Consider the following 20,273-nt stretch of genomic DNA (forward strand, 5'->3'; position numbering starts at 1 on the left):
CCGTCCGCCGCTCGTCATCTTCTAGCAAGCTAGAAATGTTACCGCTCGACTTGCATGTGTTAGGCCTGCCGCCAGCGTTCAATCTGAGCCATGATCAAACTCTTCAATTAAAAGTTTTTTGTTTGAAGTAAACTTCAAACCATGCTCAATGAATTCTGATTTTGTCTGTTTCTACTTTTAAAAAAGTAAAATCAAAACGAATTGACTATGTTAGTCACTCAGTTCAGTTGAGACTCTAAATTTTTGTGCGTCATTCAGTAAACTGAATTTCGCTGTTAGAACTCAATCTGTACGAGTGCCCACACAGATGATTGCTTCATATTTTTAAAGAACAGTGCGACTTAATGTCGCTGCGCTGTTAGCGCTGAGGGTTGTGCATTCTAATCACTTCCCACTTTATGTCAACACTTGGTTGCGTTCGATTTGCTTTTCAAAACAACCTAGTTTTATTTGACTCCCAACTCGTTTGCTCGTTGCTTTTCAGCGTTGTGCCCCGTGTCGGTGGATGCGCATTATAGGGAAATCGAAACCCAGCACAACCCCTTTTTTGAGGAAAAGTGAAAAAAACCACTCAACCGAACAAAATAAAACCAACTCGGTTAAAATTAATACAGAACAGAATCAAAATAAGCACACTCCTGTATTAATAATCCCCTTTATTAACCCGGTTGAATCAGTAAAGCGATTAGTCCCCAGAGAAATGCCGACGGAGTTACACTAAAAAGTGATCCATAACGACAAAACATACTCTCTGTTTAAAGTTATACGCAAACCGCATCATAGAAGTAGCGCTTGTGCTTTTTTACTGAAACACCCGATTGCTCAATTTCCATCATATTATTGTCATCGAGACAAACCTGAAATTCACTGCACCCGGTAACAGCGGTCAATGGCATGACCAGTTTAGGGTTAGACCAAGAGTCACCGAAGCCAACTTCCAGATCATTTAGATCCTCAAATTCGACAGACAACTTGTAGGTAGAGCCAGGAAAGATCTGCGTTAAAGTGAGCGCTTTGATCTCTCCTTTTTGACATAAAAAGGCAAAAATTGGCTTTGATGTTTTGTTTTCGTATGTAACTGCAACATTGGTAATCACGGCGGCGTTCCCTGACTGAATAATCTATGTGCAAACTATAGATTTCTGTCAGATAAAAGCAATTACGGGCCATTACAGTTTGACTTCTTGCACGTTACCCACCACTACGGTGCCTTGCAACTTGATGGAACTGCCACAATACATTCAGGATCTGCCATTCCCCCGATGCATTTTTATATAAATGCATATAATCCACCCATTCATCTGTGGTCAGCTTTACTGAGGCTATTCGTTCATCAAGATCCAGCACATTTACCTCCATCTTTGGCTGCTTTGCGAAACGGTCACCTGACACATTATATTCAGCTGCAAGCTTAACTAACCCAGCTTTATCCATGGACATGACAAATTCCCCATCCGTTTTGCCCTGCCAGTAGGTTCTTTTTACCAACTCATCATCGGCTATTTTTGCCATCAATTTTGGCCTCACTTCGATTTGCGCAATCAAATAACTTTTAGCTACTTGCTCTATTGCATGCCGATCCAAAGTCAAGTTTGCATAGCTATGCGCTGGCAATAAAACACACCAGATTAAAATCAACCGGATAAATGTCACCATAGTTGGCTCCTTTCAATGATAATAATGCTGCCGTTCGATATAACGGCCGTATCGCATACCCTATCTTTTGGGGTTAAATGTTCAACTAAAGGTTTTCTGAATCCACAAAGTGTTATAAATAAAACCTTGTAGTTCAGAAATATAGAGGAATGTTCGCAATACATATACTGACCATTAGTGAAATTTGATACGCTATCGCCTCCTGCCGTATGACTTTAAACAAAAGGAAGACCATGTCGACGACCACTTGCAACGATCAGCCCAATGATGCACCAATCGTCCTGGCGCTCGTGTCAGCCATGCTTTTTTGGGGAATGAGTTGGATCTCAGGAAAAATCATCGCTGATATCGCCCCAGCTCAGGTTACCGTGTTCTATCGACTGTTCCTTGCCGCCATCAGCATGCTGCCAATCATGTGGATATTGTACAAATTTAAGCTACTCAATCTGAATTACAACGTACGTGCCCTGCTCTGGTCATTGCCCGCTGGTATTTTACTCGCAGCTTATAACCAGCTGTTTTTTATGGGCCTGGCGGATGGCTTGCCCGGTAAAGGCGGTATGCTAGTCACCACATCTAATCCCGTATTTACCTTTATTCTGAGTGCCGTTTTATTGGGTCAGGCGATCAACAAACGTCAGGGGATTGGACTCGCACTCGGTTTAGGTGGCGGGCTGTTAATGATAGAAGTATGGCATTTTAACCTGGAACAGATACTGGCTTCAGGCAACGCCTACTTTATACTCGCTTCACTTACCTGGGCGTTTCTTACTTTAATCAGTCAACGCGGAACACGTTACGCTGATTTCATTACTTTCAGTACACTGATGTATGTCTGGGCCTCTTTACTAAGCTATTTATTTGCCTACCAGCATGATCCATTTAGCAGTGCATCACAATACCCTGCATATTACTGGCACCATTTACTCTTTTTATCGATTGTCGTTGTCAGTATTGCTACCAGCGTGTTCTTCCTGGCAACCCAAAAACTGGGGCCTAATCGTTCCAGCTCTTTTGTCTTTGTGGTCCCCGTGACGGCAATGGGGCTTTCAGCCTGGTACTTCGCAGAGCGACTAAGTCTGGGCGTGGCTGTAGGTGGTGCCTGTGCACTGTGCGCGGTTTATCTGCTCAATAAAAAAGCCGAAAAATCTGAATAATGCATAAGAAAGCCGGGTTAATCCCCGGCTTTGTTGATATTTTCGTTGCTAAGCTTGGCGCCTTGCAAGGCGTTGTGCACAAAATCGCTCAAATAAAATGGGCAACACAAACAAAGTCAACAAGGTTGAGGTAAACAGCCCGCCTATCACCACGCTGGCCAGCGGCTTTTGGATCTCAGACCCCACACCAGTCGACAGCAGGATCGGGATCAGACCCAATGCGGAGGTAAGTGCAGTCATTAATACAGGGCGCAATCGCGAAGTCGCTCCCTCTTTAATTGCCTTGGTTATCTCCACTCCCGCAGCAATCCGCTGATTAATGCTCTCTACCAACACCACAGCGTTCAGTACAGCAACACCAAACAGGGTGATAAAGCCGACCGACGCAGGCACAGACAGATACTGCCCGGACAGATAGAGCGAAAAGACGCCACCAATAACCCCCAAAGGAATACAGCTCAGGACAAGCGCCGCCTGCGAAACCGATCTAAAGGTCAGCACTAACAATACCGCCATCAGCATCAGTGCGCCTGGGATCACAATGGCCAATCGCTGTTGTGCACGTTGCTGACTTTCAAACTGTCCCCCAAATTCAATGCTATATCCTGGTGGTAGCGACAGTGTGCTGTCAATTTTGGCCTTTATATCGGCGACTACGCTGCCCATGTCTTTGCCAGTTACATTAGCTTGTACAACGATCCGGCGCTGTACATCATCACGACGGATCTGTACCGGACCAGAAGCAAACTCTACCTTTGCCACCTCATTTAAGCTAACCCAGGCGCCACTTGGAGACATGAGCATTAACGCCTCAATTGCCGCCGGATCGCGTCTGAACGATTCCGCCAGCCTGACGTAGATATCATACCTTTCGTTACCCCTGACTATTTGCCCGGCTACATCGCCTCCTAAACCACCACTGACAAGGTCCATAATATCGTTTACAGAAAGCCCGACGCGTGACAAAGCGTCCCGATTAGGCGTTATCACCAGCTGAGCCTCACCACTTTGCTGCTCTAAAGCGACATCCGTGGTACCGGGTAAGGCTTTTACCAGACGTTCAAGCTCTTCCCCCTTTTGCATCAGTACCGGCAACTCAGGTCCAAGTAATTTAATTGCCAGCTGGGCTTTAACGCCTGACAACAATTCGTCCACCCGAGTTGCTATCGGCTGAGAGAAATTCAGTAATAAGCCGGGATGGACAGATAAAGCCGACGCAATCTTAGCTTGTAATTCGACCCGAGTGCGGGCATTTTTCCACTGTTCAACCGGCCGAAGCCCGATATAGATCTCAATGTTATTCACCGGTTCAGGATCACCGCCAACCTCCGGGCGACCTATGCGGCTTAGTGCATAAGTCACCTCCTCAAACCCTAGTATTATTTCTTCCAGCTTAGGTGCAATGGATAAGCTGGTTTCAAGACTGGCAGATGGTGCCAGTGTTACGCGCAAGTTGAGCGTCCCTTCTTCAAGTTCAGGGACAAATTCACTACCAATTTGTGTCAATGTATACACAGCTATGGCAAACAGAGCCGAAACTCCCACTAGTAGCGCTTTGCTGTTTCGCTGCGCAAGTTCTAAAGATTGCCGGTAAACCCCTTCTGCTCTTTCTAACACAGCGTGACGCGGTATCGGCTTATAGCTATTCAACAGATAACAAGCCAAAGCAGGTATTACCAACAACGCAATCACAACGGCACAAACCACAGCCAGCATAATACTGCTGGCCATAGGTGTGAACAGTTTGGCCTCAACCCCTTCAAAAGAAAACAGCGGCAAAAAAACCAATAAGATAATGGCAGATGCAAAAAAGATAGGTCGTGCGACATCTTTCGCAGCCAGACGAACCAGTTCAGAAAATGATTCATTGCGGGTGTTCGAAGCCCCCCGAGCTGCCTGTTGTTGTAAAATCCGCTCAACCATCACCACTGAGCCATCGACCAACATACCAATGGCCACGGCCAGCCCGCCCAGAGACATTAGATTTGCAGGCATCCCCATCAAAGACATCAGACCCAAAGCCAGAATAATGGCAACGGGCACAGAGAGTATCACCAGTACAGCGGCCCTCAGGTTGAGCAGGAACAGTAAGAGCACCACAGCGATAAATACAAACGCTAGCAGCAAGGCTTCTGCCACCGTGGTGATGGCCTTATCAATCAGCATACTCTGATCATAAATAGGCACAAATTCGACCCCCGGTGGCAACGCCCGATTGATCTGCGCCACTTTGCTTTTTATCCCGTCGATCGTCGCTTTCGTGTTTGCACCCATCCGTTTCAGTACAATACCACTGACAACCTCCCCCCGAGAGGTTGCCTGCCCAGAAGCATCTCGCAAGGTCAGAGTGACCGCCCCCTGACGTATCTCGCCGCCAAGTTTGACCTGAGCGACGTCAGCCACTCTCACTACGGTGCCATCAATTGTTTTAATGGGTACCTGACGAATTTGCTCCAAGCCCGGTGCCCCACTGCTAAACCAGCCCACACCTCGGATCACGAGCTGCTCCTGAGCACGGTCAAGATACCAGCCGCCTGCATTACGGTTATTGTCCGATAAGGCACGCTGTACCTGCGACTGGGTTAATTTGTATGCCAGCAAACGCGTGGGGTCCAAGTCCACCTGATATTGTTTAACCTGGCCGCCAAATGACAGTACTTCAGTCACCCCCTCTATCGGCATCAACAGGAGTTTGACCAGCCAGTCGTTGATACTGCGCAGCGTCATTTCATCCACTCCTGAATCGGGATCAGCCACCAGCAAATATTGGTAGACTTGTCCCAGCCCAGAGGTATTCGGACCCATATCCGGCATCCCAACTGAATCCGGGATCAGTGAACGGGCTGTTTGCAGACGTTCAAACACCAATTGTCTTGCAAAATAGATATCAGTCCCTTCTTTAAAGACAACCGTCACCCCGGACAACCCGGTTTTGGAGATAGAACGCACTTGCTCAACATCCGGCAGCGCGTACATAAGTGCTTCAATGGGATACGTGATGAGCTGCTCGACTTCTTGTGCCGCGAGTCCGGGGGCTTCAGTATTCACTGTCACCTGGATATTGGTCACGTCCGGAAAAGCGTCAAGATTCAAACGCGGTACTTGCCAAATTGCCGCGACCAAGACTAGCAGTGTTGCAAACAGCACCACAACACGGTGTGCGATTGCACCATTTATGATTTTCTCTAACATCCTGTTCGCCCTCAGTGGTTATGTGGATCAAAGCCACTTTTTGCCATTTCAGACGCAATAAAGAATGCCCCCTGAGCCACCACCCTGGTGCCAGAACGAATCGCCTTTGCCCCCTCCAGTAGCGGCATGGGCTCAATAATCACTCCGTCTTTTGTCGGTGCAGCCCGTTTTACGGGCGTGGCAACGTACTCACCCTGATCATGTTCCACAAACACTTGCCACCCGCCATCCACATCGCGCACTAGCGCAGATTCAGGTACGGTAATAACGGGCTGAGCCGTCGAAAACAAAAAGTACGCACTGACAAACATACCGGCATGTAATGTATCGTCCCGATTATCAACCTCAAGCCGAACCACCCGCGTGCGCGTTAATGGGTCCAATGTATGCCCCTGCTGGATCACCTTTGCCGGGTATCTGCGCTGATTGTGCTCAATCTCAACGGGTGTATCGGTATTAATCAAACGCTGCTGCGTTGCGGCTAATCTGACTTCAACCCACAATGTCGATTCGTCACCGAGTTTCATAATGGCTTCACCTGAACCGAAGCGCTGCCCCTGTACAAAGCCGTCCTCCAGTACAATCCCTTCACGTTGAGCTGAAAGAGTATAAGTACCCAAAGACTGAGTTTGTCCCGTCTCTAAACGGTTAACGGCAGAGTGGCTCATGCCCATCGCCAATAACGTACCCAGGGCCGCTTTATACTCAGCTCTGGCGACCAGTTGCTGATTTTCGCTCATGCTCGCATCGGTCAATCGTGCTACCCGCTTCCACTCGCTGGCTGCAATCATATAGTCCGCCTGCGCCTGAGCCATATCCTGACTAAATAACGTGACCAATTTATCCCCGGGCCTGACAATCTGGCCTAAGCTCGCATGACGGCGCTCTACCACGGAATCAACCCGCGGCGTCACCATATAACTGGTGTAACGGTTTGCTTTAAGCTCGCCCGGTGCATAGACCGGTGTTTGCTCATATTGAGCCTGTAGTGTCACCAGCTGGAGATTGACTAGTGACTGCTGGGCTTGGCTGAGCAACACGCTTTGCTGATGAGATGATTCAGCCTGGAAAGAAGCATCAGGATCGTGACTATGACCTGGTTCTGTGCTCGAGATGGCACTGGCTTTCAGTGAGATCAGTAAAAGCCCTGCTGCGTAACTCAAAATACGCTTGTTCATGATGGTGTAAACCTCTTCATTTGTAGTGTGTGACGTACCACACTCCACTGCCTGTCTGTTTCAGGCAAAAATCGACATGACCAATCGCACTGTCCTGAATTGCATTAAAACAGGCATGCAGAAACGATCCGTCAAACGGAAAAATAACAAGAACTAAAAAAGTTTGGAGGAAACAGAGTTAAGCGATGGGAGGTTTAAACTGAGATTCAATACGCCGGCGAACCTGAGTATCAGCAGGTGAAAACGGGATATCGGGTTTTATCAATCCAGAAATCGGAGACAAGCGAACTGACATCCAGATTGTATGGCTACCACTGCAATGGCCACAATGATGACAGTCAGAAATCACGTGACCCTGCTCGTCAAAGATCGCACTTTGTGAGGCCGGATATCGTTCTTCATGGACATGATTGGTTTGCAAATGTGCCTTGGTGGGCTGATGAAAGTTGCCGGGATCGATCACAGCAGTCACCGATTGTATACCAATCAGTAATACCATTATTAATGTGAGCAGACCCTGTATTAAGCGCAACTTACCCTCTGACTGTCGATTAAGTTGCCAGCAATATATGCTGGCAAGACGTAGATGTCAATGCCTCTCCTCATCCTATCATATTGATATGAAATAACATTATTAATGTTACTGGAGCCATTTATACATGATATGACTGTCAACAAATCCTAACCTGGGATGACGGTAAGCCTTTGGAATCGTGCCAATAATCTGATAACCCAACCTTTGCCACAACTGTACCGCCACCTGATTACTGGCAACCACAGAGTTAAACTGCATCGCACGATAGCCCAGCTTGATTGCTTCACTTTGAGAGTGTTCACACAATGTACGAGCAACGCCTTTGCCTCTTGCCTGGGGGGCAACCATATAGCCACAATTGCAAATATGGTTGCTGGGGCCCATGGCATTGGCCTTAAGGTAGTAACTCCCAAGGATCTCATCCCCTTCTGCCATGACATACGCATTATCTACTTTTTGACACCACAGCGCATAAGCTTGCTGTTGTGACATATCCGGGTCAAATGCATAAGTCTCTTGTTGCTCAATGATCTCTTTAAACGTTGGCCAGAAATGTTGAAAGTCGTTTTGTGTCATTATTCTTATCATGTTTTCTCCAATTCAGCATTACAGGCAAAACCCTGTCGTTAAGCAGCGTTACTGTCATCTGCGTAATCCCACTGGCTTTTGCAATACGATATCAAACGCCGGTTACTTAGCGGCTTTTAACCGATGATATTTTCAACGCACAATCAAGGCTGCCGAATATCAGCTTGTTTATAATCCAGAGGGATGTCATTTTTAAACAAAAGAGAGGCACCATAGCGCGGTGCCTGAGATTAGCCTTTATTTTGCTGTAGCCAGCGGTCTAAGCTGTTGGCGAACTGTTGTTTTTCAGCCTGTCCTAATGGCGGTGGACCCCCACTGACCATGCCGCTGCTGCGCATGGTATCCATAAAATCGCGAATATTAAGCCGCGATCGAATGTTTTCTCTTGTGAACTCTTCTCCACGCGTGCTCAGTGCTAACCCGCCTTTTTCAATGGCTTCGGCTGCCAATGGTATGTCACTGGTGATCACCAGATCGCCGGCACACATGCGGCGCACAATTTCATTGTCAGCCACATCAAAGCCACTACTCACCTGCAGCTTGTGGATATGAGGTGAAGGCGGCGTTTTAATATATTGATTGGCGACGAATGTCACTGGGATCTGGGTTCTGACTGCGGCACGAAACAAGATTTCACGGATCGCCACAGGGCACGCATCTGCGTCCACCCATATATTTTTCTTATTGTCCAAAACTGGCTCATTAATTCGGTTTGCTATGCGGCAAGTGTACAACTTGCCGCAGCGTAGCTAAAGCGTGAATTTCGATAATAGCCCTTCTTGCTCATGGGCATGTTGTGTCAGCACTTTACTTGACTCGAACTGGCGAACGGCAAAGCTCCCCACTTCGACGCTAATATCATTGATATTAGAGGTATTTTTATTGATTTCCTCAATTACCACGCTTTGCTCTTCAATCGCGGTTGCTATCTGGATATTGCGGTCCATGATGTCTTTCACCGCTTCTGAAATCTCATTCAACATCCCTGTAGCCTGCTCAGTCTGCTCTACACACAGTAACGTTTTATCACGACTGCTGCCCATCGCACTTTGGACCTGAATAGACGATGCCTGGATCTGTTCAATCATTGATTTGATTTCAGTGGTCGATTCTTGCGTTTTGGTTGCCAAAGATCGTACTTCGTCGGCAACCACCGCAAAGCCCCGGCCCTGCTCGCCGGCCCGGGCAGCTTCAATGGCGGCATTCAGCGCCAAGAGATTGGTTTGCTCGGCAATGCCATTAATAACAGACAAAATATTCTCAATACTCTGACTATATTCCGCTAGTTGTGTACTCATCTCGTGCGAGATATTTATCTCATCGGCCAGTGCGCTGATCTCACCACGGGTTTTCTGAAATACCTGTTGCCCTTCTGCCGCCCTTTCATTGACGGAGGTGATCGATGTCGCGGCATTTTGGGCACTACCGGCAATCTCACTGGAAGTCGTGCTCATCTCATGCATCGCCGTTGCCAGCCCTTCAATCAGTTGTACCTGTTCATTGAGCTGACTGCTGGACTGATTCGCCAGCGTACTCGCTTCGTCACAGCTGGCCACCACCAGATCAGCGCGTTGCTTCACATCTGTCACCAGGCTATGTAGTGACCCCAAAAATTGATTGAATTCCTGCGCGACCTTACCGCATTCATCTTCGTGTTTTATACGCACTCGCTGAGTAAGATCACCACTCCCCGACGCAATATTGGTGATTGCATCATTGAGATCTTTCAGCGGTCTCAATAACTGAATGGCCAAAGCCCGACTCAAAAAGGCTCCGAGCAATATGGCAACCACTGCCAACATCAATGTGCTCATTGAAAGCTCTCTTAAATCACTGAAAACCAGCGCTTCATCCAGCAACACGGCCAAATACCAATCGGTCCCATACTGCTGCGATAACGGATAAAAATAGAGCAGCTTGGCTTCCCCTTTAACCGTCACTTCTAATAGTGTCTTTTCAGCTGATTTATTCAGTTGTGGCGACAAACTACTGAGCGGTTTGCCATTCAGTTTGGCGTTTTGGTGAGAGACAATAATCCCTTTACTGTCGACTAAAAAGGCATAGCCTGTGCCATCAAAGTTCACCGCATTCACACTTTTGGCTATGGTATCTAAGCTAAGATCGCCCCCAATCGCGCCGCGAAATTGCCCGCCTGAATTAATAGGCGCAACCACTGAGAGCAACAATTCACCGGTTGCTGCATCGGTATAAGGGCTGGTAAACACCGTTTTACCTTTGTCTCTGGCCAGGCGGTACCAGCCTCGTTCCCTAAAATCCACATCTGGTGGGTTTTGCCTGTTGGGATTGTTCGAACGCAATATTCTCTCTGTGCTTAAGGTACCAAATGACAATAAAAAGGCGTCTTTAAAATAAGGGGATTCGAGCCCCTTTTGAAACTGCTCGGGGCTAAAGTCAGCTTCAATCTGACTGCGCAGTAATCGAATTAAAGCGGCTTTTTCTGCCAACCAGTTATCAATACCCAGTGCCAGCAATTGTGCGGAATCACTGACATATGCAGTGGTTTTCTTTTTCATAGAGGCATTGACCAGCCAATAGGTTGTCGTACTGATCACCAGAATGATCATAAAGATGAGTAACGCCGATGCCAAAGAGAACTTGCTGCGAATCTTCATATTATTTAGGCCAAATAAAATCACCCTTTGCCAAAGTGTTGTCTATAATTCCAGTTATCGCAACTAACGCAACAAATTTGGTAATTTGCTATGAATAACGCGATCTCTTCTGTGGCTAAAGCCATCCTGGTTGCACTTTGTGTGCCGCTCACCTGTGCTCAAGCTAACACCGAACGCGCTGTCACTATGGCTGACATCGAAGCGCTCGAAGCTCAGCTCAAAGCACTCAAGGCCCGTTTTGAAAGGCAAAACCCATCTGCCGCTCAAACAACACAAAACGCTAAACCCACACCCAATAAAGCAGCTGCTGCAGATGCAAAAGCCGCTTCCTCTGCCAGTTCAGCTAAATCAGCGCCTACGGAAGAAAAGCGCAAGCTGGACGTATACGCGACCATGCGCCCGACATACGGTCGCCTGGAGACCAATGGTGAGGATAATTGGGACGTGCGTGACGCCCTGTCCCATGCCGGACTCAAGGTTACCCACGAATTTGACAAAGATTGGAGCGCAGAGCTGCATGGAGAGTGGAGTATTGACGTTGCTAACGAAGGCAACTTTGGTCGCTCCCGGCGGGCCTACACCGCGCTCAACACACCTGTTGGCCGCTTTGGCATAGGTAAGCAACGGCCGGCACAATATCTTTTTATTGCCGAGTATGTTGATATCTTCAATCATGCCAATAGTCCGTTTGCGTATGACCCTGAGAGCCTCTTCTTCGTCGACAATCTGATCAGTTACCGGCTTACACCCGGGCCTTTTACTTTTGTTGCAGTTGCACAGTTTAATGGCGAGTCGGGTAGTAATTCAGATGATTTGGTCAATGTTGGTCTGAGTTATGATGCTAACGATTTGCATGCTGCTGTCACCTACCAGCAAAACGACGTTTATGCCGATGATGTCCAGCTCGGGGATAACAGTCTCTGGGCAACCTCGCTGGCCTATCAATTTACACCTCGCTTCTATGCCGCCGTCGCTTATCAGGATAAGGATTACAACAGAGATGCCGCAGGTGCAGACCGCAGTGGGCACACCTTCGATTTATCCTTTGCTTACCAACTGGCCAAAGCCTACAAACTGAAAGCAGGCTACTTTGATTTTGATGACGGATACCAGGATTCAGATCCATCCGCAGGCGGCTTTGATGGCTATAACCTGACACTGGAGTGGAGCCCCATTAAGGTACTCAGAATTCACCTTGAGTACCTTAACAAGTCGTTCGTCAATGGCGATGACTTCGACTCCATTTCTATCGGCTTCAGGTATGACTACAAAACCACGGTTGAGTATTAGCCCTGATCCTGATTATACAGTACAGGAGAGCAGCCCTGCCATTGCTGCCACAGTGCCGGGTCAAGCGCTAGCTGACACATAAAGTGTGCGACATTGATCCGGCTTGTTTTTCCCGCATCAAAAATGGCGTCACGTATTGGAGATGGATGAACGTCATAAGCTGTGACCTGAGCATCATTTGTCAACGAATCAGGCCTAACCACGACCCACTCAATCCCCTCCTTTGCGGGGGAGCGGGCACGTAAGAGCTTCGCAGCAGCCTCATTATCAGGATGAGGTGGCAGACATAAACGTAATAATGCCACCACGGCACGATGTGCCAGAGGTGGCCGCTCATGTAAAGACTCGCAGGTGCACCCTGTACTGTTCATTAAGATAAATTTAACAGGACTCCCGCTATCTTTGTTTGCAATTGCCTGACACACACTTTGCACTGCATCACGCACCAGGCGGCGGGGATGGCCATAAATACCCTGAAACGTTGCCCGATGTCCCAGACAACAAATAACCGTTTTCACGTCCGCCACTAACGCTTCGAGTTCCCGGGTGTTCAACTCGGCAATATTACCCACCCTGACATCCAGTTGCGGGTTAGCTTTGAGCGTTTCCAGTTGTGCACTGCTTTGCCGGACAAGGACTCTGACTTGCACCTGTGCCAACATCAACTGCTCAACAACCAGCCTGCCCGTCGCCCCGCTTGCTCCAATCACTAAAATCATAACGCATCCTTTGGCTGTCATTTGTTGGGAGTGTAACGTGAAGGGAGTGGATTAAAACAGGCACAAAAATGTGACAAATGGTAAGTAGATTTTTCAGCCGGCCCAACAGGCCGGCTAGGTGTCGTTGCCAGGGGCAAGTGGAATTAGTTTAATTCCTTGTCTTGCCAGAATTTCGTTCCTTTGACTGTCGCCTGCAATGCCAGGCCACTTTCGGTAAATGTATACACTGTTACATCCCCATAGTAGACTTCGCCTTCAATAGAGGCTCCTTTATCAGCTGCCCTTGCAGCAGCATCGGCATTTCCGCCAAATGTCCAGCCGGACTCCACAAATTGTTTCATCGCTGCCTGGGTATGAAACACCATCACGATACGATAATCCTTTGCACCCAGACCCAGTCCGACACCGCCTTCGGCCATATTCATGTAAGTTGACTGACCTGTGGTGTTATTTTCTACGACACCATAGCCGGTGCCTGCGGCAACAAAAATAATATTCAGATTCGCATTGGAAAACACCGCATATCCAGGCGCATTGCTCAGCTGGGCGCGAACATCCGGCTTTTTACTATAGAGCTTGGTTAAAGTATCTCGTTTCATCTTTTGAATTTCGGAACGCTTTTGGACAGCATCACCCGGCCCCATAGACGCACAAGCGCTCAGTAACACAGACAAAACAACCGACATCAGCAATGGAATTGTACGCATACCTTTTTCCTTTTACAGTTAGAAGCAGGCAGTTGATTCGCTGCCCACAGAAAAACGTCATCTTAAGGGTAGGCAGGTTAGGCGCAGCTGAACAGAAAACGCAGACAAAAAAAAGGCCGCATTAAAGCGGCCTTAACACACATCATGGGTAATCATGAAGGGATAAATGTGAAAACAAGATCATTGTAACTCGGCCGTTATAAATTAAAATCATATTAAAACGTTTCTTTAGCTCGGTATTTTCGATGAGTTACTTTCCTCATTTCTATTTGCTTACTCCTCAATATGATGGCCTTACTGGCAATACCTTTGTCATCGATGCCCTTGTTGTTTTTATGGAGTTATATTGTCCTGCTGAAAAAGGCAGTGAAAGGAAGAGACGACCCACAACAAAACCTCATGTTTTGGGCGCAACACAGCAGAAAACTCAGGCAAAAAAAAGGCCGCATAAAGCGGCCTTAACACACATCATGGGTAATCATGAAGGGATAAATGTGAAAACAAAATCATTGTAACTCGGTCGCTATAAAATAAAATCATATTATAACGCGCCTTATGCTCGGTATTTTCGATGTATAGTTTTTCCTCGTTTATGTTTGCTCATTCGCTTAGCAAAGCTCGGAAAATGGCAACGCCTGAGTCTTCAACACAGCTGATATTTTGTTAGTTAAATCAAACCACTCTGAGGTATCATCGCCACTATCCTTGCACACCATTTTGACTGACCTGATATGCATCATCTGATTTTTGTCACCCTGCTGTGGGCGTTTTCATTCAGCCTGATAGGCGTTTATCTCGCCGGTTCGGTTGACCTTTGGTTCGCCGCCCTGAGTCGTATTGCGCTGGCAACCCTGGTTTTCTTGCCATTTATTCGCTGGCAGCAAACAGCCCGCCCTGTGATGTTCAGATTAATGACAATAGGTGCAATACAGATTGGAGCTATGTATGGTTTCTATTACCATGCCTTTGTGTTTTTAACTGTACCGGAAGTCCTGTTGTTTACTGTTATGACACCGGTATACATCACTTTACTTAATGACCTGTTCGCAAAGCGCTTTAATGCACGCTATTTGCTGGTCGCATTAATCGCAACACTGGGCGCTTTCGTCATTCGTCTGACAACGCCTAACCCGGACTTCTGGCTTGGCTTTATGGTAGTTCAGGGTGCCAATCTGTGTTTTGCACTGGGGCAGGTTTTATATAAACGACTGGCTGAGCAACATGCCTTAGTCCACCATCAGTGCTTTGGCTTTTTCTTTATCGGCGCGCTGGCCATGTCCTCGTTAAGTTTTGCTCTTTTTGGTGATTTGAACCGGCTCCCTTCGACGCAGCTACAATGGGGGATCTTAATTTATTTAGGTCTCATTGCCTCTGCCCTTGGTTATTTTATCTGGAATAAAGGCGTCACCTTAGTTTCAGTAGGAGCACTGGCAGTCATGAACAATGTGCTGATCCCTGCCGGGATCCTGGTGAATATCCTGATCTGGAATCGCACCGCCGATTTAGTCAGTCTGGGGCTTGGCAGCGCGATTATCTTTTTAGCCCTGGGCGTCAATCAGTACTTTGACGCACGTTTACGTTAACACGTTTACGTTAAAGCGCCTTGCGAAACCGGATCTGCATATCCAGTAAAGTCTGCGACGACGCTGCTGGCTGTGTCAGTTCCGCGATATGGTAGTCGTGGCTGACCAGCATCTGCAACATGGTTTTAAAGCGGTTCATCGTTTTTACTTCAATATGCCTGAATCCCTGCTCACGGCACCAACGCTCCTGCTCCAGCAATAACGCTCGCGCCAACCCTCTGCCCCGGTAGGCCGGCATGACGGCCCCAATCCAGCTATAAAACAGCTGTGGGGCCTGCTCATAACCTAGCTTATATGCAACCGGCTGACCTTCACAGCTGGCTATCAGCGCCAGGTAAGTGCGACCTGATAATCTCTGAAGGATATCTGCTTGCGTCTTGGGCTGAGAAAACTCCGGGATCTGCTGCTCTACAGAGAGTACCTGTTCAATACTCCCCTGATGAATCTGCCATTGTACTTGCGTCATCGCCTCACCTATCAATTGGTTGTTAGAAGCCACTAAGTGCATTAACGTCTGCGCTTACCACGCTGACCCAGCACGCGCTTTTTATCGCGCTGACGACGAGATTTGGCCGAGTTTTGACGATCATTTTTAGGCTCGCGGGTGAGATCTGGCTCATAGCCGCTCAACCATTGCGGCGTAAGCCGTTCATCCAACAAAACTTCAATCTCTTCGAGTAACCACTGCTCATCAATACTCACTAACGAAATAGCAGTTCCGGCTTCACCAGCCCGGCCGGTTCGGCCAATACGGTGTACATAATCTTCCGCGACATAAGGCAACTCAGCATTAATCACATAATTTAATTGTTGGATATCAATGCCGCGTGCTGCAACATCAGTAGCAACTAAGACACGAATTTCACCATCCTTAAATTGTGCCAGCGCCTTGTTCCGCGCCCCCTGAGATTTGTCACCATGGATAGCCTGAGTTTTAAGGCCGTCTTTATTGAGTTCCTTGGCATAGTCATCAGCTTGCTTCTTTGTGCGGGTGAAAATCAACACCTGATGCCAGTTTTGTTTGCCGATAAGATGAGCGATCAGTTCCCGTTTGCGCTCTTCATCGACGGCATAAAAGATCTGTTCAACCTTTGCAGCAGCCTGATTCTGAGCCTCAATGCCAATCCGTTTTGGCTCTTTCAGCCAGTCTTTTACCTGATTAAAAACGGCTTCATCAACGGTAGCAGAAAACAACAAGGTTTGCCGATCAGGTGGCATTTTGCGCATTATACGACGTATCTCACCCATAAAGCCCATATCCAGCATACGATCGGCCTCATCGAACACCAAATACTCAACCGCTGACAAATTCAATGTGCCTTTGATTAAATGATCGAGCAAACGGCCTGGCGTAGCGACCACTATGTCTGCCCCTTCACGTAGCGCTTTTTCCTGGGGCCCAATATTTGCTCCACCATGCAAACACACCGTTTTCAGTTCACAGTGAGCAGCATAGGTATTGGCGTGCTGCGTCACTTGCTGAGCCAACTCTCGGGTCGGCGCGAGGATCAAAGCGCGAACACCTGAGCCCGGCTGACTGAGTAATTGGGTCATAATAGGAAGCATAAATGCGGCTGTTTTACCTGTGCCGGTCTGCGCGCACGCCAGCAAGTCGTGCCCCGCCAGGATCACGGGAATGCTTTGCGCCTGAATGGCTGTTGGCTCAGTAAAGTCAAGCGCCTGTAACCCTTGTAACAAGGCAGGTGCTAAGGCAAGAGATTCAAAGGACATGTTTTTTGTACAACTCAAAAAATAGATGGCGGGATTATAGCAAAAATGCCAAGCGTCGCCCGCAAAGATATGACCTCTTTATGACAGCGCTAATTCCATATAGACACTCAAAGGGTCGGGCTCGTAGCTGCCAAATGCTTCACGCTGTACAAACCCCAACGACGTATATAGCCCAATTGCTTCAGTTTGCCGTATCCCGGTTTCAAGCCGCAATACGCTGAAGCCAACCTGGCGTGCATGGTCAATCAAAGTTTGCATAATGTGCCGCGACACGCCCAGGCCCCGATACGGTGGTTGCACATAAACCCGCTTTAGCTCAGCATAAGGTGTCAGGCTGTCGGTCTCATCCGTTTTTGGCACCAGGGCACCACACCCCATCAATGCAGATTCCGTGCGGGCACCGACAAAATAGACGTCCGACGCAGCCAGCTCATCCGCCGGGATCAGCTGATTACTGCTCGGTGGGTAGAGTGTATTCATCAGCTCGTCAATGTCTCTCAGTAACTGCGACACTTCCGGGTGATGCGGGTCAAGATTAATTATTTCCATAACGTGATATTACCTTGCTTACCCTGTCAGCTTCACGACACGACGCATGTCGGTATAGTAAGACCGGGCATGATATAGAGACTAAAATACTATGTTCTTTGATATGATACTAGCTTATTTTCTGAGCTCAATCGTACCTTTTAAAGTCACAAAGTCAAATATCACAATGAGATTTCTGCAATTCGCTTGGCTAAATGATTAAATTACACCCAAACCTGTCGAATATTCATTCACTTTTACATTGATTACCGACGAAAGCATGCATATGTGCCGCATTTTTTATATTATCCGCGCGCATATAATTCTAATCATAGGACAACAAGTATGAGTAATACCCCTGAAGGGCTCTCTACGGAGGCATTCGCCACAGAGAGTACCCAAAGCAGTCGGGGACGCTGGACACAACACGATACCAATTGGGTACTTAGCCTGTTTGGTACCGCTGTAGGCGCCGGTATTTTGTTTCTGCCTATCAATATCGGTATCGGCGGGTTCTGGCCCCTGGTGATCATGGCTGTACTGGCCTTTCCAATGACCTACCTGGCTCACCGAGGACTGGCACGTTTTGTTTTGTCTTCTAAACACAGTGACAGTGACTTTACCGATGTCGTTGAAGAGCATTTTGGCGCCACCGCTGGCCGCTTGATTTCCTTACTGTATTTCTTTTCTATCTTCCCTATTCTGTTAATTTATGGTGTGGGCCTAACCAATACCGTGGACAGCTTCATGGTTAACCAGTTGGACATGGCATCCCCACCTCGGATACTCCTTTCCGGACTCCTGGTTGCAGGCATGATTGCGATTATGATGGGCGGAGAAAAATTACTGCTGCGAGCCTTTGCACTGCTGGTCTATCCGTTAGTTGGGATCTTGCTGATGCTGTCACTCTATCTGATCCCACACTGGCAAGCACCAGTTGTGGCAACACCGGATATGGCAGGCCTGAGTGAGACACTGTGGCTATCCGTACCAATTATTGTTTTTTCATTTAGCCATGCAGCCGCTATCTCCAGTTTTGCCAATGCGCAACGCCGCCATTATGCAAACCGTGCGACACACAAAGCAGAAGCAATCTTGCGCAATACCTCCTTGATGCTGATCGTTTTTGTGCTGTTATTTGTCTTCTCGTGTGTGCTGTCCCTGAGCCCGGAGCAAATGCTCGAAGCCAAAGAGGCCAACGTTTCTGTGCTGTCTTACCTGGCTAATGTATATGACAACCCATTTATTGCCATGCTGGGTCCGCTGGTCGCCTTCATTGCCATTACGTCTTCATTCCTTGGACACTTTCTGGGCGCACGCGAGAGCTTCAATGGTCTGCTTAGTAAGCAGTCGTCTCTATCCGCAAACTTGATTGATAAACTGGGTGTGGGCCTGATGTTTATCGCCATCTGGGTGTGCGCTGTGATGAACCCGAGTATTCTGGATATGATGGGTGCCATTTCCGGACCGATCATTGCCATGATCCTGTTTATCATGCCAACCATCGCCATTTTCAAAGTACCGGCACTACAGAAGTACCGCCATCATGTTGGCACCTATTTTATTCTGCTGGTCGGCATTTTAGCCGTCTCGGCACTGCTGTTTAACATGGCAGGTTAAACAAGCTCTGGGTGGATTGATTAAAAAAGGGCCTAAGCGCCCTTTTTTTCTGCCACACACGCCTGATTGCGACCCTGATGCTTTGCGTTGTATAGGGCTTGGTCTGCCGCCGCAATCAACTGAGCCAAATCCTGGTAATGCTCGCCACCATCATTACTTGCAACACCTGCACTGATGGTAACGACACCAAACTCCGAGTCTTCATGCACAATGGCCAATGCTTTTACAGCATCAACAAACTGGTTAGCCAGCTGCTTCGCCCCGTCAGGCTCTGTGTCTGGCAATAAAATCGCAAATTCTTCGCCGCCATAGCGATATACTCCATCCATTGGCCTACGTATCTGGCCGTCTATGGCACTGGCAACGGCTTTGAGGGCGTCGTCCCCATTAAGATGGCCATAGCGGTCATTAAACTTCTTGAAGTGGTCGATATCCAGCATCACCACAGAGCAGGTATGCTGTTGGCGAATGCTCTGCTTAAACTGACGTGCTCCTTCCATATCAAAAAAGCGCCGGTTGAACACTTTTGTTAGCCCGTCATAGTATGAGTAGCGCTTGAGTGTATCCGCTTGCTGTTTGTATTTAAGGTGGGTTTTAACCCTGTTCATCAGGGTCTTTGCCACGATAGGCTTAGGAATAAAATCAACCGCGCCCGCATCCCAGCACAAGTCTTGCTGTTGCTCGCTGATGTTGGAGGTCACAAAAATGATAGGAATATCAGACAGACCTTCCATTTCCTGCAACTGTTTACAAGCCTCTACCCCAGACATCCCCTCAAGCACCCAATCCATCAGGATCAGATCCGGCGGTGTAGCACGGCAAAACTCGATGGCTTTTTCTCCGGATGTCACCATATGGACCGAACAAATCCCCTCTAAAAAGCAAGAGATGACTTTTTGTGTCAGCATTGAGTCTTCAACAATCAGCACCAGACTCTCGCTCAGGTCTTCAATTTCCTTAAACAAAGTATATTACCTATTACAGTGATTCTTCGGCTCGACATAGACCGGATTTTTTCGGTCTTGATTGCAATTATAGCAGGCACGCAAATAAATACCCGTTAACATTGTACGACTAACTTATCATGTCCCCTTGATCAGAGAAAGGGATTAGAGACTTCAGATCAACGATTTAACGCGCCAAACATCCCTGAATT

At 47.8% G+C, this 20,273-nt stretch carries 19 protein-coding genes and 1 rRNA gene; 5 read left to right on the top strand and 15 right to left on the bottom strand.

What is annotated here, in order from left to right:
- From QNM19_RS17195 to QNM19_RS17205, 3 genes are all read right to left on the bottom strand, one after another.
- A 16S ribosomal RNA gene (locus tag QNM19_RS17195) occupies positions 1-110 on the bottom strand; the annotation flags it as partial.
- 651 nt (positions 111-761) lie between these two features.
- Positions 762-1,097, bottom strand: coding sequence for a hypothetical protein (locus QNM19_RS17200; RefSeq protein WP_049865791.1), 336 nt, complete (start codon positions 1,095-1,097; stop codon positions 762-764).
- Between the two features lie 94 nt (positions 1,098-1,191).
- Positions 1,192-1,656 carry a nuclear transport factor 2 family protein gene (locus tag QNM19_RS17205; RefSeq protein WP_049865790.1) on the bottom strand — a complete coding sequence of 155 codons (465 nt, stop codon included), beginning with the start codon at positions 1,654-1,656 and terminating at the stop codon, positions 1,192-1,194.
- A gap of 233 nt (positions 1,657-1,889) precedes the next feature.
- Between QNM19_RS17205 and QNM19_RS17210 the strand changes: the two genes are divergently transcribed.
- On the top strand, positions 1,890-2,813 hold the full coding sequence (locus QNM19_RS17210) for a DMT family transporter (RefSeq protein WP_049865789.1): 924 nt from the start codon (positions 1,890-1,892) through the stop codon (positions 2,811-2,813).
- A gap of 48 nt (positions 2,814-2,861) precedes the next feature.
- Here QNM19_RS17210 and QNM19_RS17215 read toward each other — a convergent pair whose 3' ends face one another.
- The 6 genes from QNM19_RS17215 to QNM19_RS17240 form a co-directional block, all read right to left on the bottom strand.
- Positions 2,862-6,005, bottom strand: coding sequence for an efflux RND transporter permease subunit (locus QNM19_RS17215; RefSeq protein WP_284026995.1), 3,144 nt, complete (start codon positions 6,003-6,005; stop codon positions 2,862-2,864).
- A gap of 11 nt (positions 6,006-6,016) precedes the next feature.
- Positions 6,017-7,183, bottom strand: coding sequence for an efflux RND transporter periplasmic adaptor subunit (locus QNM19_RS17220; protein WP_049865792.1), 1,167 nt, complete (start codon positions 7,181-7,183; stop codon positions 6,017-6,019).
- A gap of 178 nt (positions 7,184-7,361) precedes the next feature.
- Positions 7,362-7,715 (bottom strand): hypothetical protein, encoded by a 354-nt coding sequence (locus QNM19_RS17225; protein WP_284026996.1) that lies wholly within the window; start codon positions 7,713-7,715, stop codon positions 7,362-7,364.
- Between the two features lie 108 nt (positions 7,716-7,823).
- The gene (locus tag QNM19_RS17230; protein ID WP_049865787.1) at positions 7,824-8,306 is read right to left on the bottom strand and encodes a GNAT family N-acetyltransferase; all 483 of its coding nucleotides are present in this window, start codon (positions 8,304-8,306) and stop codon (positions 7,824-7,826) included.
- Between the two features lie 230 nt (positions 8,307-8,536).
- A complete protein-coding gene (locus tag QNM19_RS17235; protein ID WP_049865786.1) occupies positions 8,537-8,998 on the bottom strand; it encodes a YaiI/YqxD family protein in 462 nt (153 codons plus the stop codon).
- Positions 8,999-9,055: 57 nt separating this feature from the next.
- Positions 9,056-10,939: a methyl-accepting chemotaxis protein gene (locus tag QNM19_RS17240; RefSeq protein WP_010385991.1), complete on the bottom strand. Its 1,884-nt coding sequence runs from the start codon at positions 10,937-10,939 to the stop codon at positions 9,056-9,058.
- A gap of 90 nt (positions 10,940-11,029) precedes the next feature.
- On the opposite strand from QNM19_RS17240, the gene QNM19_RS17245 reads away from it, so the two are divergent.
- On the top strand, positions 11,030-12,229 hold the full coding sequence (locus QNM19_RS17245; RefSeq protein ID WP_284026997.1) for a porin: 1,200 nt from the start codon (positions 11,030-11,032) through the stop codon (positions 12,227-12,229).
- Here the strand turns inward: QNM19_RS17245 and QNM19_RS17250 are convergent.
- Positions 12,226-12,948 carry an NAD(P)-binding oxidoreductase gene (locus tag QNM19_RS17250; protein WP_284026998.1) on the bottom strand — a complete coding sequence of 241 codons (723 nt, stop codon included), beginning with the start codon at positions 12,946-12,948 and terminating at the stop codon, positions 12,226-12,228. The two genes, QNM19_RS17245 and QNM19_RS17250, sit on opposite strands and share 4 nt — an antisense overlap.
- A 143-nt stretch (positions 12,949-13,091) precedes the next feature.
- A complete protein-coding gene (locus QNM19_RS17255; RefSeq protein ID WP_010385986.1) occupies positions 13,092-13,655 on the bottom strand; it encodes a lipid-binding SYLF domain-containing protein in 564 nt (187 codons plus the stop codon).
- A 245-nt stretch (positions 13,656-13,900) separates the two neighbouring features.
- Between QNM19_RS17255 and QNM19_RS17260 the strand changes: the two genes are divergently transcribed.
- Together QNM19_RS17260 and QNM19_RS17265 are read left to right on the top strand one after the other, a co-directional pair.
- Entirely contained in the window at positions 13,901-14,170 is a 270-nt protein-coding gene (locus tag QNM19_RS17260) for a hypothetical protein (protein WP_049865448.1), read from the top strand.
- 216 nt (positions 14,171-14,386) lie between these two features.
- Positions 14,387-15,238 (top strand): DMT family transporter, encoded by an 852-nt coding sequence (locus QNM19_RS17265; protein ID WP_049865447.1) that lies wholly within the window; start codon positions 14,387-14,389, stop codon positions 15,236-15,238.
- Between the two features lie 10 nt (positions 15,239-15,248).
- Here QNM19_RS17265 and QNM19_RS17270 read toward each other — a convergent pair whose 3' ends face one another.
- The 3 genes from QNM19_RS17270 to QNM19_RS17280 form a co-directional block, all read right to left on the bottom strand.
- Positions 15,249-15,704, bottom strand: a complete 456-nt coding sequence (locus QNM19_RS17270; RefSeq protein WP_049865450.1) for a GNAT family N-acetyltransferase — start codon at positions 15,702-15,704, stop codon at positions 15,249-15,251.
- A gap of 41 nt (positions 15,705-15,745) precedes the next feature.
- The gene (locus QNM19_RS17275; RefSeq protein ID WP_049865446.1) at positions 15,746-16,969 is read right to left on the bottom strand and encodes a DEAD/DEAH box helicase; all 1,224 of its coding nucleotides are present in this window, start codon (positions 16,967-16,969) and stop codon (positions 15,746-15,748) included.
- A gap of 78 nt (positions 16,970-17,047) precedes the next feature.
- Positions 17,048-17,518 (bottom strand): GNAT family N-acetyltransferase, encoded by a 471-nt coding sequence (locus QNM19_RS17280; RefSeq protein WP_049865445.1) that lies wholly within the window; start codon positions 17,516-17,518, stop codon positions 17,048-17,050.
- Positions 17,519-17,842: 324 nt separating this feature from the next.
- Between QNM19_RS17280 and QNM19_RS17285 the strand changes: the two genes are divergently transcribed.
- On the top strand, positions 17,843-19,117 hold the full coding sequence (locus QNM19_RS17285) for an aromatic amino acid transport family protein (RefSeq protein ID WP_049865444.1): 1,275 nt from the start codon (positions 17,843-17,845) through the stop codon (positions 19,115-19,117).
- A 32-nt stretch (positions 19,118-19,149) separates the two neighbouring features.
- Here QNM19_RS17285 and QNM19_RS17290 read toward each other — a convergent pair whose 3' ends face one another.
- Positions 19,150-20,082: a GGDEF domain-containing response regulator gene (locus QNM19_RS17290; protein ID WP_010385976.1), complete on the bottom strand. Its 933-nt coding sequence runs from the start codon at positions 20,080-20,082 to the stop codon at positions 19,150-19,152.
- Positions 20,083-20,273 lie beyond the last annotated feature (191 nt).

Source organism: Pseudoalteromonas ardens, from assembly GCF_030125445.1.
In the GTDB taxonomy this organism is placed as follows: domain Bacteria; phylum Pseudomonadota; class Gammaproteobacteria; order Enterobacterales; family Alteromonadaceae; genus Pseudoalteromonas; species Pseudoalteromonas ardens.